The organism is Isoptericola sp. NPDC056605, from assembly GCF_042792795.1.
In the GTDB taxonomy this organism is placed as follows: Bacteria; Actinomycetota; Actinomycetes; order Actinomycetales; family Cellulomonadaceae; genus Isoptericola.
This window is the reverse complement of record NZ_JBHTVT010000007.1, coordinates 69610-82026: the sequence shown is the minus strand read 5'-3', so window position 1 is coordinate 82026 and position 12417 is coordinate 69610. Positions and strand designations below refer to the sequence as shown.

At 75.0% G+C, this 12417-nt stretch carries 12 protein-coding genes; 5 read left to right on the top strand and 7 right to left on the bottom strand.

The window, feature by feature from the left end; all coding sequences use genetic code 11:
• Nucleotides 1-16 precede the first annotated feature (16 nt).
• From proC to ACFQ8Y_RS09485, 3 genes are all read right to left on the bottom strand, one after another.
• Nucleotides 17-877 carry a pyrroline-5-carboxylate reductase gene (gene proC / locus ACFQ8Y_RS09495; RefSeq protein WP_430550620.1) on the bottom strand — a complete coding sequence of 287 codons (861 nt, stop codon included), beginning with the start codon at nt 875-877 and terminating at the stop codon, nt 17-19.
• Nucleotides 878-924: 47 nt separating this feature from the next.
• Entirely contained in the window at nt 925-1551 is a 627-nt protein-coding gene (locus tag ACFQ8Y_RS09490; RefSeq protein WP_430585306.1) for a hypothetical protein, read from the bottom strand.
• A gap of 122 nt (nt 1552-1673) precedes the next feature.
• Nucleotides 1674-2360: a DUF2087 domain-containing protein gene (locus tag ACFQ8Y_RS09485; protein WP_430585305.1), complete on the bottom strand. Its 687-nt coding sequence runs from the start codon at nt 2358-2360 to the stop codon at nt 1674-1676.
• 64 nt (nt 2361-2424) lie between these two features.
• Between ACFQ8Y_RS09485 and radA the strand changes: the two genes are divergently transcribed.
• Together radA and disA are read left to right on the top strand one after the other, a co-directional pair.
• Nucleotides 2425-3855 carry a DNA repair protein RadA gene (gene radA, locus ACFQ8Y_RS09480; RefSeq protein ID WP_430585304.1) on the top strand — a complete coding sequence of 477 codons (1431 nt, stop codon included), beginning with the start codon at nt 2425-2427 and terminating at the stop codon, nt 3853-3855.
• 24 nt (nt 3856-3879) lie between these two features.
• A complete protein-coding gene (gene disA / locus ACFQ8Y_RS09475; RefSeq protein WP_430550624.1) occupies nt 3880-4965 on the top strand; it encodes a DNA integrity scanning diadenylate cyclase DisA in 1086 nt (361 codons plus the stop codon).
• A 51-nt stretch (nt 4966-5016) separates the two neighbouring features.
• On the opposite strand, the gene ACFQ8Y_RS09470 is transcribed toward disA, so the two are convergent.
• Together ACFQ8Y_RS09470 and ACFQ8Y_RS09465 are read right to left on the bottom strand one after the other, a co-directional pair.
• Nucleotides 5017-5466: a GNAT family N-acetyltransferase gene (locus ACFQ8Y_RS09470; protein WP_430585303.1), complete on the bottom strand. Its 450-nt coding sequence runs from the start codon at nt 5464-5466 to the stop codon at nt 5017-5019.
• A gap of 68 nt (nt 5467-5534) precedes the next feature.
• Nucleotides 5535-6896: a hypothetical protein gene (locus tag ACFQ8Y_RS09465; RefSeq protein WP_430585302.1), complete on the bottom strand. Its 1362-nt coding sequence runs from the start codon at nt 6894-6896 to the stop codon at nt 5535-5537.
• A gap of 155 nt (nt 6897-7051) precedes the next feature.
• Here ACFQ8Y_RS09465 and ACFQ8Y_RS09460 point away from each other — a divergent pair, with 155 nt between their 5' ends.
• Entirely contained in the window at nt 7052-7993 is a 942-nt protein-coding gene (locus ACFQ8Y_RS09460) for an A/G-specific adenine glycosylase (RefSeq protein ID WP_430585301.1), read from the top strand.
• Nucleotides 7994-8021: 28 nt separating this feature from the next.
• On the opposite strand, the gene ACFQ8Y_RS09455 is transcribed toward ACFQ8Y_RS09460, so the two are convergent.
• Both ACFQ8Y_RS09455 and ACFQ8Y_RS09450 read right to left on the bottom strand, forming a co-directional pair.
• Nucleotides 8022-8498: an amino-acid N-acetyltransferase gene (locus tag ACFQ8Y_RS09455; protein WP_430550772.1), complete on the bottom strand. Its 477-nt coding sequence runs from the start codon at nt 8496-8498 to the stop codon at nt 8022-8024.
• Nucleotides 8499-8624: 126 nt separating this feature from the next.
• Nucleotides 8625-9578 (bottom strand): sugar-binding transcriptional regulator, encoded by a 954-nt coding sequence (locus ACFQ8Y_RS09450; RefSeq protein WP_430550628.1) that lies wholly within the window; start codon nt 9576-9578, stop codon nt 8625-8627.
• 96 nt (nt 9579-9674) lie between these two features.
• Here ACFQ8Y_RS09450 and ACFQ8Y_RS09445 point away from each other — a divergent pair, with 96 nt between their 5' ends.
• Nucleotides 9675-11420 (top strand): glycerol-3-phosphate dehydrogenase/oxidase, encoded by a 1746-nt coding sequence (locus ACFQ8Y_RS09445; protein WP_430585300.1) that lies wholly within the window; start codon nt 9675-9677, stop codon nt 11418-11420.
• Between the two features lie 110 nt (nt 11421-11530).
• Entirely contained in the window at nt 11531-12292 is a 762-nt protein-coding gene (locus tag ACFQ8Y_RS09440; RefSeq protein WP_430550630.1) for an MIP/aquaporin family protein, read from the top strand.
• The last annotated feature ends 125 nt before the right edge of the window (nt 12293-12417 follow it).

Genomic DNA, 12417 nt, shown 5'->3' with positions numbered 1-12417 from the left:
CCCCCGTCGGACCGGCTCAGGCGTGCTCGGCGGCGAGCTCGCGGGACCGGTCGCGCGCCGCCTCGAGCGCGTCGAGGAACGCGGCGCGCACGCCGCCGTCGTCGAGCTTCCGCAGGGCCGCGACGGTGGTGCCGCCGGGCGAGGAGACCTTCTCGCGCAGCAGCACGGGGTGCTCCCCCGTCTCGTCGAGCAGCTTCGCCGAGCCGAGCACGGTCTCGACGGCGAGCCGGCGGGCGACGTCGCGCGTGAGGCCGAGCAGCACGCCCGCCTCCGCCATCGCGTCCACCACGTAGAACACGTACGCCGGGCCGGAGCCGGCCAGCGCGCCGAACGCGTCGATGTCCTTCTCGGCGACCCGGAAGACGTGCCCGGAGCCGGCGAGCACCTGCTCGACCAGCGCGACGTCGTCCTCGCGGGCGGCCGTGCCGCCGACCACGGCGGTGACCCCCGCGCCCACCAGCGCGGGCGTGTTCGGCATCGCGCGGACGACGGGCGTGCCGGCGGGCAGGCGCTGCTCGAAGAACGACAGCGGCAGGCCTGCCGCCACGCTCACGACGACGGCGCCCGGCTCGAGCGAGTCGGCCACGCGGTCGAGCATCGCGCCCACGTCCTTGGGCTTCACCCCGATGACGACGACGTGCGCGCCCTCGACCGCGGCGACGTTGTCCGTCGTCGCGCGGACCCCGAACCGCTCGGTGAGGTGTGCCCCCCGCTCGGGCCGGCGCGAGGTGGCCACCACGTCCTGCGGCGCGACGCCCGCGGACAGCGCGCCCGCCAGCACCGCCTCGCCCATGTTCCCCGTGCCGAGGAACGCCATCTTCACGCCGCCCACCCGATCCGTCGGGGCGCCGGCCTGCTCGTCAGTCTGCTCGCTCACGGGCACCACGGTACGTCGCCGCGGGCGGTCCGGGCCGCGCTCCCGGGCTACAGCGGGTAGGCGGAGTAGAAGTCCTCGACCAGGTCCGCCGGGCCGGTGGCCTGCAGCACCGCGGTGCCGTTGCGCCAGGTCACGACGGCGCTCCCCTCGGTCGAACCGGGCGTCACGACGTACGCGCCGGTGGCCTTGCCGTCGACGGAGACCTCGCCCTCGCCGGTCGGCTCGCCCGCCGCCTTGACCAGCGCCTCGTACGCGGCGGTCGCCGCGTCGTCGTCCTCCCACTGACCGGCGTGCACCTGGACCGTCGTCGCGCCCTCGCCGTCGCCGTCCGCGTAGACGAGCTGCCAGGACTCGACCGCGTCCGCGTCGTCCTCCCAGGACTTGTCCTCCGTGACCTCGCGCAGCGCCAGCGCCAGCACCGAGTCCGGCTGCGCCTTGACGAACGCCGTCTGGTCCTTCGGGCGCCCGCTGGGCGAGATCGTCGGCGTCGGCACCGGCGCGGTCACCGTGGCCTGCGGCTCCGGCTCGCCCTTCGCGAACCCGGGCCACACGAACGCCGTCAGCAGCACGATCACCAGCACCAGCGCGCCCGCGGCCGACGCCACCACGATGCGCCGGCGCCGGAACACCTCCGGCGACGGGCGGCCGTTCCCGCCCGTGCGTGCCTGGCTCACGATGTCCTCCTGCGGGGTCGGCGGCGGTGCACGACGCAGCCTAGGGCGCGGCCTCCCGGATGCGTCGCGTCCGCCCGCCGCGTGTCGGTCGCCCGCGCGCCGGCCCACCCGGCCCTGCGTGCTCAGCGCAGGAGGAGCTCGACGTCGGGATGGTCGGCGAAGACCTCGAGGACCAGCTCGGCGTAGGTCTTGCCACGCCCGGCCTCGAGGTCGTCGAGCCGACCCTGGAACAGCGCGGTGTCGAACCGCGGGTCGGCGACCTTCGCTCGGTAGTACCCACGCGTCGCGGCGAAGCCCAGGGCCTCGCGCGAGCGGGCGAACCCGTGCCAGACGACGGTCAGCCGATCCGCGCCGTGCGCCGCGCCGAAGCCGCCGTGCAGCAGGTCGTCCAGGGCGTCGAGGCTCGGGCCGAGCCGCCAGTCCTCCCCCGCCATGAACACGCGGTTCAGCTCGTCGTAGAACGTGGCGATGGAGTCGACCCGGTCGCCGTCGAGATGCAGCGTGCGATGGCCCGAGTCGTCGGCCGATCCGACCTCGTCGAACTCGGTGACCTCCGTGCGCCAGTACTCCGCGCCGTCGCGGGTGCGGTGCACGACGCCGAGGTCCACCAGCGCCCGCCGCACGCCGACGGGGTCGTCGGCGAGCCGCGCCAGCCGGTCGGTGAGCTCCCGCTCGCCGACGGTGTCGAGCAGCGCCGGCAACGCCGCGTGCGCGAGCCAGCGTGCGACCGCGCGGCGGTGCTCCCGGCGCCGGGGCATCGTCTCCAGGCGGCCGTCGTGCAGGAACCGGCTCACGTCCGGGGAGGTCATGCCGCCATCATCGCGCGGTCGTCACGCACGGCGCTGTCGGTGCCGCCCCCTAGCGTCTGACGACGTGAGCACCACGACGTCGTCCCGCACCCGCGCCAAGCAGTCGCGCCCCGGCTACCGCTGCACCGAGTGCGGGTGGACCACGCCCAAGTGGGTGGGCCGCTGCGGCGAGTGCCAGGAGTGGGGCACGGTCACGGACGAGGGGCCGGCGTCGGCCGGGCCGCGCACGGTCGCGACCAGCCCGGGGCGTGCCCCGGCGCGGCCGATCGGGGACATCGACGTCGCGGCCGCGCAGGCCGCGCCCACCCAGGTGCCGGAGCTGGACCGCGTGCTCGGCGGCGGCCTCGTGCCGGGCGCCGTCGTGCTGCTGGCCGGCGAGCCGGGCGTCGGCAAGTCGACCCTGCTGCTCGACGTCGCGGCCTCCTACGCGCGCGGCGCCGACGGCCGTGACGCGCGCACCGTCCTGTACGTGACGGGCGAGGAGTCCGCGGGGCAGGTGCGGCTGCGCGCCGAACGCGTGGGCGCGCTCGCGCCCACGCTGCTGCTCGCCGCCGAGACCGACCTCGGCACCGTGCTGGGCCACGTCGAGGCCAACGAGCCCGACCTGCTGGTCGTCGACTCGGTGCAGACCATCGCGTCCGCCGAGGTGGACGGCGCCCCCGGCGGCGTGAGCCAGGTGCGCGAGGTGGCGGCGTCGCTCATCGCCGTGGCCAAGTCCCGCCAGGTGCCGGTCCTGCTGGTCGGTCACGTCACCAAGGACGGCACCGTCGCCGGGCCGCGCACCCTGGAGCACCTGGTCGACGTCGTGTGCCAGTTCGAGGGCGACCGGCACTCGCGGCTGCGCATGGTCCGGGCCGTGAAGAACCGGTACGGCCCCACCGACGAGGTGGGCTGCTTCGAGCTGTCCGAGCGGGGCATCATCGGGCTCAGCGACCCGAGCGGGCTGTTCCTGTCCCACCTCGGCGCCGGCGTGCCCGGCACGTGCGTCACCGTGACGCTCGAGGGCCGCCGCCCGCTCGCCCTGGAGCTCCAGTCCCTGGTCGCGCCGTCGCCGCTCGCCAACCCGCGCCGCACGACGAGCGGCGTCGAGTCGTCGCGCCTCGCGATGATCCTCGCCGTCCTGCACCGGCACGCGGGCCTGCGCCTCGCCGACCAGGACGTCTACGTCTCCACCATCGGCGGCGCGCGCGTCACCGAGCCCGCCGCCGACCTCGCCACCGCCCTCGCGATCGTCTCCGCCCGCACCGGCGAGCCGCTGCCCACCGGCACCGTCGCGCTCGGAGAGGTCGGCCTCGCGGGCGACATCCGGCCCGTCACCGGGCTGGACCGTCGCGTCGGCGAGGCCGCCCGCCTGGGCTTCGTGCGCGCCGTCGTGCCCGCCGGGACGTCGGTCAAGGCGCCTGCCGGGATGCAGCTGCTCGAGGCCCGGCACCTCGCCGAGGCGGTCGAGCTCGCCGGGGTCGGCGTCCGATCGGCGGATCGCCGGGGCGAGTGACCCCTGACGTCGTAGGATTCCCCCGTGGCTCCCTCCTCCGTGCACTCCGATGCCCTGCTCAGGGAGACCCTCGCCGCGGTCGCCCCCGGCACCGAGCTGCGCGACGGGTTGGAACGCATCCTGCGCGGGCGCACCGGCGCGCTCATCGTGCTCGGGCTCGACAAGACGGTCGAGCAGATGTGCTCCGGCGGCTTCGAGCTGGACGTCCAGTTCTCCGCCACCCGGCTGCGTGAGCTGTCGAAGATGGACGGCGCGTGCGTCCTCGACCACGACGCCACCCGCATCCGTCGTGCCGCCGTGCAGCTGCTGCCCGACCCGTCGATCGAGACCAGCGAGTCCGGCACCCGCCACCGCACCGCGGAGCGCGTGGCCAAGCAGTCCGGCCTGCCCGTGATCTCGGTCAGCCAGTCGATGCGGATCATCGCGATCTACGTCGGCTCGCACCGGCACGTGCTGGAGGACCCCGACACCATCCTCGGCCGCGCCAACCAGGCCCTCGCCACCCTCGAGCGGTACCGCTCCCGCCTCGACGAGGTGTCCGGAACGCTCTCCGCGCTGGAGATCGAGGACCTCGTCACCGTGCGCGACGTGTGCTCCGTCGTCCAGCGCCTCGAGATGGTGCGCCGGATCTCCGAGGAGATCGACGGGTACGTCGTCGAGCTCGGCGCCGACGGCCGCCTCCTCGCCCTCCAGCTCGACGAGCTCATCGGCGGCATCGGCGCCGACCGCGACTTCGTCGTCCGGGACTACGTGGAGCTCGAACGCAGCGGCCGCTCCCTCGCCGGCGTGCACGCCGACCTCGCCGCCCTCGACTCCGCGCAGCTGCTCGACCTCGGCCACATCGGCCGCGTCCTGGAGCTGCCCGGCGGCGGGGTGGCGCTCGACGCCGCCGTCGCACCGCACGGCTACCGCCTGCTGTCCAAGGTGCCGCGCCTGCCCGCCGCCATCATCGAGCGGCTGGTCGGGCACTTCGGCGGGCTGCAGAAGCTCCTCGCGGCGAGCGTCGACGACCTCATGGCCGTCGACGGCGTCGGCGAGCAGCGCGCCCGCGCCGTGCGCGAGGGCCTGTCCCGCCTCGCCGAGTCCAGCATCCTGGAGCGCTACGTCTGACGGGGCGTCCGTCCGACGGGTTCGGAAGCCCTCTGACCGGCGCGACCGGTCTCACCCGCGCAGCGTGAGGCTCCACGCGACCTCCCGGTCGAGCTGGCCGGTCCGCCGGAACAGCCGCACCTGCTGCGCGTCGGGCAGGGCCGCGGCGAGCGCGTCCGTCGTCGAGCGGGTGAAGCCGAGCCGCTGCCAGAACGGGCCCGACCGTCGCGAGAACAGCCACGCCGTGGCCGCACCGGACTCCCGGGCCCGGTCGACGGCGAACGTCGCGGCCGCGAGCCCGGCTCCCCGCCCGCGCAGGTCGGGCCGCACGGCGGTGCTGCGGATCAGCGCGTGCCGGCCGTCCGCGCTGAGCTCGTAGCCCGCGCTCGCCGCGATCCCCTCGTCGTCGCGCCGGGTCCACAGGCGCACCGCCGGCGCGGTCAGCCCCGCCACCGTGAGGTCGGCGCCGCGCAGGAAGTCGGTCAGGTCCGGGACGTCGCCGGGGCGGACGGGTTCGAGCACGCCGGCACGCTACGCCAGACGCCCGAGCGGGGCCTGGCGGGTCCACGGGCCGCCCGGACCCGGGACCGTCAGTCCGTCGCGGCCTTCTCGTCCGAGGTGGTCGTGCGGTCCGCGGCACGGTCCGCGGCGTCCTCGGCGTCGTCGGACTTCGCGTCGTCGGACTTCGCGTCGTCGGACTTCGCGTCGTCGGACTTCGCGTCGTCGGACTTCGCATCGTCGGACTTCGCATCGTCGGCCGCGTCCTTGCCCGTGGCACCCGAGGTCGCGCCCTCGGCGCCGTCGCCCGGCTCCGGGGTGGTCCTCGCCTTCGCCTTCGCCGCGACGGTGAACGTCAGCGGCTCGCTGGTCGCGCCCGGGACGTCCTCCAGGGACGCGGTCGCCTCGTAGGTGCCCGCCCCGACGACCGGCGCCTTCTTGCCGCAGCCCTGGACCGACGTCCAGCGCACCTCGCCGGCGTCCACACCCTCGGGCCCGAGCAGCAGCGGTCGTGAGCCGTCGGAGCACTCCGCGGACGACCAGACCTTCTCCTTGCCCGTGTCGTCGGTGATCGTCACCGCGCGGCTGGCGGCGGCGCCGTCGAACAGGCACGGCACCCGCCCCACGTTCGTGACGCGCACCATGAACGACATCGGGGACCCCGCCGTCACCGTCGGCGCGCTCGACGAGAGCCGGAGCTCGACGGCGTCGGCCCGGCACGTGGTGGCGGGCCCACCCACGTTCAGGGGCTCGGGGGCCGCGACCTTGTCGGCGGGGAGGCTCTCCGGGCCGGCGAGCAGGCTCCGCGCGCCGTCGACCGCCTGCCCGAGGCCGTAGCCGCCGGCGACGCCGACCCCGCACAGCAGCACCACGACCAGCAGGGAGACGGTCAGCGAACGGCGGCTGCGGCGCGGCGCAGGCTTCCGCGACCGGGGGCTCGTCGTCCGTCGGGACGACGCCGAGCGCGTGCCTGCGCGGGAACCGCCCGGGGCCACCAGCTGCGACGCGGTGGCGACGCGGCGGTCGCCCCGGCGTGCGCCCTGCGCGCGGGACGACGTCGCCCGCGTCCCCGACTGGCGCGACGACGTCCCCCGCGTGCTCGAGGACCGCGTGCTCGACGACCGGTTGCTCGAGCTGCCGCCGGAGGCGCGGCCGGACGCGTTCGCGCCGGTCCGTGAGGTGCCGGCCCGTGAAGTGCCGGACTTGGAGGTGCCGCTGCGCGAGCCGCCCTGCGCCGAGCTCTTCGCGCCGGCTCGGCCGGTGCTCTTGGACGCGCCCTTGCCGGTGCCCTTCGCGGTGCCCTTCGACGCGCCCTGGGCGCCACCCGACGTCGTCCTGCGCGTCCCGCCGCCGGACCGCCCCGCGCCCGAGGAGCCGGACCGACCCGCACCGGAACGCGCGCCGGAGCCACGCGAGGTGCTGCCACCTCGACGCCCGTCCTCCGCACGTGCCACGGGCCACCCCTCCGTCTCGATCCGTGCCGCGGCGCCACCGTACGACGCGTGCCCCCACCTGCGGCGGAGCCGCGCCGCCGCCAACCGCACCCGCCGAGTTGTCAGGCTCACAGCGAGGTACACCCCGTGCTGGGCCCGACAGGTCGTGGGCCAGAATGGGCGCCGTGCCCGTCGTCCCCGCCCCGCTCCGCTCGACGCCGTCCGCGCCGTCCGTACCGGACACCACGGACCCGCTCGTCGCGCGCACGGTCGCGTGGTTCGACGACGCCGCGCGCGACCTGCCGTGGCGGCGCCCGGACCGCACGCCGTGGGGCGTGCTCGTCAGCGAGGTGATGCTGCAGCAGACGCCGGTGGTCCGGGTCGAGCCGGTGTGGCGGGTCTGGCTGGAGCGGTGGCCGACGCCCGCCGACCTCGCCGCCGCCCCCACGGCCGACGTGCTGCGGGCCTGGGACCGGCTCGGCTACCCCCGCCGCGCGCTGCGCCTGCAGCAGTGCGCGGCCGCGATCGTCGCGCGGCACGACGGCGGGGTCCCCGACGACGAGGAGGCCCTGCGGGCGCTTCCCGGCATCGGCGAGTACACGGCGGCCGCGGTGCGCGCGTTCGCGTTCGGGCGCCGCTCCGTCGTCGTGGACACCAACGTGCGCCGCGTCCTGGCCCGCACGCTGGGGGGCACCGCGCTCGGCGCGCCCTCCCCCACGGCCGCGGAGCGCGGCCTCGCCGCGGGCGTCGTGCCCGACGACGAGGCGACCGCCGCACGCTGGGCTGCCGCGTCGATGGAGCTGGGCGCCGTGGTGTGCACCGCCCGCGCGCCGCGCTGCGGCGCCTGCCCGGTCGCCGACCTGTGCGCCTGGCGCGCGGCCGGCCACCCGCCCGACGCCCACGCGCACCGCCGTCGCACGCAGGCCTGGCACGGCACCGACCGCCAGGTGCGCGGCCGCGTCATGGCCGCGCTGCGTGCCGCCGTCGAGCCCGTGCCGCGCGCCCTGCTCGCCGACTCCGGCCCCGACCAGGGCCAGGTCGACCGCTGTCTCGGCGGGCTGGTCGAGGACGGGCTCGTCGAGCAGGACGACGCCGGCCGGTACCACCTGCCCGCCTAGGTCCGCCGCGGACCCTCGGGCGGGCGGTTCAGAGCTCGAGCAGCATCCGGGTGTTGCCGAGCGTGTTGGGCTTCACCCGCGCCAGGTCCAGGAACTCGGCGACGCCGTCGTCGTGCGAGCGCAGCAGCTCGGCGTACACCTCGGCGTCGACGGGTGTGCCGTCGATCTCGCGGAACCCGTGGGTGCGGAAGAAGCCGACCTCGAACGTCAGGCAGAACACCCGGCGCAGCCCGAGCCGCCGCGCCCTCTCGACGAGGCCCTCGACGATCGCGTGCCCCACGCCGCGGCCGCGCCAGGCCGGGTCGGCGGCGAGGGTGCGCACCTCCGCGAGGTCGTCCCACATGACGTGCAGCGCGCCGCACCCCACGACGCCCCCGTCCACGTCCGCGGCGACGAGGAACTCCTGCACCGCCTCGTAGTAGCCGACCATCTCCTTCGCCAGGAGGATGCGCCGCTCGGCGTACGGCTCCACGAGACGGCGCACCCCACGCATGTCGGCCGGCATCGCGGAGCGGACGGCGAACGACGCGCCGTGGTCCTGGGGCCGGCGGTCCCCGGGCGGTTCCGGAAGCACGCGGTCACTCTACGGTCGGCGCCCCGCCCCGGCGCGGGCGTCCCGGTGCACGGACGTTCACGGTTCCTCCACGAGCGCGGCGGCCGTGACCTCGTCGATCACGAGGTCCGTGACGACGCCGGCCGCGAGCGCCGCCCGCAGCGGCGCCACCTTGTTGGCCCCCGCGACGGCGCACAGCCGGCGCGGGATGCGGCGCAGCTCGGCGGGCACGGGGCCGGTGGCCCGGGCGTTGAGGGAGATGTCGCGGTAGGTGCCGTCGGCGCGCACGAAGACGGTGCAGACGTCGCCCACCACGCCCTCGGCGTCCAGCACGGCCACGTCGTCGGCCTCGAGGTACCCGGCGGAGTACACGTGCGAGGGAACGCCGCCGGTGAGGGCGCCCACGGAGAAGAGGGCGATGTCGGCGCGGCCCTGGACGTCGAGCACGCGGCGCACGGAACGCTCGCGCCACATCGCGGCCTTCGTCTCGGCGAAGTCGAAGAACGCCGGCACCGGGAAGTAGTGGACGGACGCGTCGAAGGCCGTGCCGAACCCGGAGATCAGGTCGCCCGCGTAGCTCATGCCCGAGGTCCGGGTGTTGGCCGCGCCGTTGAGCTGCACGACGGCGGACCCGCGAGTGGGCTTGTGGGGCAGGTGCTCGGTGATCGCGGCGAGCGTGGTGCCCCAGGCCACCCCGAGCACCATGTCGGAGTCGAACCAGCGCGCCAGGAGCCGTGCGGTGGTGATGGACACCTGCTGCAGCCGGTCGTCGTCGGTGGCGGAGTCGGAGACGGGCACCACGTACGCGTCGATGCCGTGCCGCTCGGCGATCTCCTGACCGAGGCCGGGCGCCCGGGACGGGCCGGGCCGCAGCGTGATCTCGACGACGCCGGTGTCCCGCGCGCGCTTGATCAGACGGGAGACGGTGGAGCGGGAGGTGCGCAGGTGCCGCGCGATCGTCTCCATCTTCATGTCCTGCAGGTAGTACATCGTCGCGGCCATCACCACGTCGCGTTCCCGGTAGCTCGCCATGCCACCAGCATGCACCCTTGCACGTTTGTGCACCCAGGTTGCGCGGACGTGCTGGCGGTGCTGACCTGGGAGGGTCGTCGATCGGAAGGAACAACGATGGCCTCCACCCGGCTCACCGCCGAGTCACGCACCCAGGCCCTCGCCGCGCTCAAGGGCTCCCAGACCCCCAGCGGCGAGCTCGACGTGCTCGTCGTCGGCGGCGGGGTCACCGGCGCCGGCATCGCGCTCGACGCCGCCACCCGCGGCCTGTCGACCGCGATCGTCGAGGCGCAGGACTGGGCGTCGGGCACGTCCAGCCGCAGCAGCAAGCTGGTGCACGGCGGGCTGCGCTACCTGCAGATGCTCGACTTCCACCTTGTCAAGGAGGCGCTCACCGAGCGCGACCTCCTGCTCAAGGACATCGCCCCGCACCTCGTCAAGCCCGTGCCGTTCCTGTACCCGCTGGAGCACCGGTTGTGGGAGCGCGCGTACGTCGGCGCCGGCATCGCGCTCTACGACACGCTCGCGTCCCTCGCCCCGGGACGTCGCGCCATGCCGCTGCACCGGCACCTGTCGCGACGCCGGATGTCGACCAAGTTCCCCGACCTCGCGCACGACGCCGCCATCGGCGCCGTGCAGTACTGGGACGCCTCCGTCGACGACGCCCGGCTCGTGTCCACGCTCGTGCGCACCGCCGTCAGCTACGGCGCGCACGCGGCGTCCCGCACCCAGGTCGTGGCGCTCACCAAGGGCGCCACCGGCGCGGTGAACGGCGCCGTCCTCACGGACCTCGAGAGCGGCGAGGAGATCACCGTCCGCGCCCGGCACGTCATCAACGCCACCGGCGTGTGGACCGAGGACACGGAGGCGCTCGCCGGCGACACCGGCGGCCTGCGGGTGCTCGCCTCCAAGGGCGTGCACATCGTCGTCCCGCGCGAGCGCATCAAGGGCACCGTCGGCCTGATCCTGCAGACCGAGAAGTCGGTGCTGTTCGTCATCCCGTGGTCCCGGTACTGGGTGGTCGGCACGACCGACACCCCGTGGACCCAGGACCCGACCCACCCGGTCGCCACCGCGCAGGACATCGACTACATCCTCGACCACGCGAACGCGGTGCTGGCCCACCCCCTGTCGCGCGACGACATCATCGGCACCTACGCCGGCCTGCGCCCGCTGCTGCAGCCCGGCACCAAGGAGGGCACGAGCTCCGCCAAGGTGTCGCGCGAGCACACCGTCGCCAGCCCGGTGCCCGGCCTCACCGTCATCGCCGGCGGCAAGCTCACCACCTACCGCGTGATGGCGAAGGACGCCGTGGACTTCGCCATCGGCCAGCGCGCCGCCGCGCTGCCGTCGATCACGCACCAGATCCCGCTGCTGGGCGCCGTCGGCCTGCAGGCCACGCGCCGCCTCGCCCGCACCTGGGCCGCCAAGTACGGCTGGAAGCCGCAGATGGTCGACCACCTGCTGCACCGGTACGGCTCGTCGCTGCGCCAGCTCGTGGAGCTGTGCGAGCAGGACCCGTCGCTCGCCCGCCCGCTGGAAGGCGCCCCCGCGTACCTGCGCGCCGAGATCCACTTCGGGGTCAGCCACGAGGGCGCGCTGCACCTCGAGGACCTGCTGCTGCACCGCACCCGCCTCGTGTACGAGGTCGCGGACCGCGGCCTGGCCGCACTGGCCGAGATCGCCGACATCGCGGCGCCGCTGCTCGGCTGGGACGACGCGACCAAGCAGGCCGAGATCGACGCCTACACCGCCCGCGCCCAGGCCGAGGACGCGGCGGAGGACGAGCCCGACGACGCCAGCGCGGAGGCCGTACGCCTCCGAGCCGCCGACGTCGCCGCCATGCAGCCCCTGCGGGGCTGATCCGCCCCCGGCCGGACACCCGGCCGGTCTCCCGCAGGGCTCCGCCCGTCGCGGGCTCTCTCCGACCCCGGAGAGGACAACGAGGTCCCTCAAGAGAAAGAGATCCGACGATGGACTCATTGATCATGCAGGCGTTCTGGTCCGAGATCCTCGGGACCGCGACGCTGATCCTGCTCGGTGCCGGAGTGGTCGCCAACGTCATCCTGCCCAGGACCAAGGGCTTTGACGGCGGCTGGCTGCTGATCAACTTCGGGTGGGGCCTCGCGGTCTTCGCGGGCGTCTTCACCGCCTACAAGTCCGGCGCTCACCTCAACCCGGCCGTGACGCTCGGGCTGTACACCGCGGACATGCCGTTCGCCACGCTCACCGGGCCCGAGGGGCGGATCACCGCCACCATCGAGCCGACCGTGAGCAACATGTTCATCTACTTCGCAGCTCAGATGATCGGCGCCATCATCGGTGCCGTGCTCGCGTTCATCGCGTACAAGAAGCACTTCGACCAGGAGGCCCCCGGGGCCACGAAGCTCGCCGTGTTCTCCACGGGCCCGGAGGTGCGCTCCTACACCTGGAACTTCATCACCGAGGTCATCGCGACCTTCGTGCTGGTGTTCTTCGTCGTCGTCTCGGGCAAGACCCCGTCCGGGCTCGGGCCGCTCGCCGTCGCCTTCATCGTGGTCGCGATCGGTGCCAGCCTCGGTGGCCCGACCGGGTACGCCATCAACCCCGCCCGAGACCTCGGGCCCCGCATCGCGCACGCGTTCCTGCCCATCAAGGGCAAGGGGTCCAGCGACTGGGCGTACTCCTGGGTGCCCGTCGCCGGCCCGCTCGTGGGCGGCGTGCTCGCCGGCCTCCTGGGCTCCGTCTACTCCTGAACCACCCCGCCGGGGGGGGGCGCCCCCCCCCCCGGCCCCCCCCCCCCCCCCCCCCCCCGCCGCGCCGCCGGGCCGGTCCCACAGCACGAGCTCCGTCCGCGGATGGCCGTTGAGCAGCCCGGACG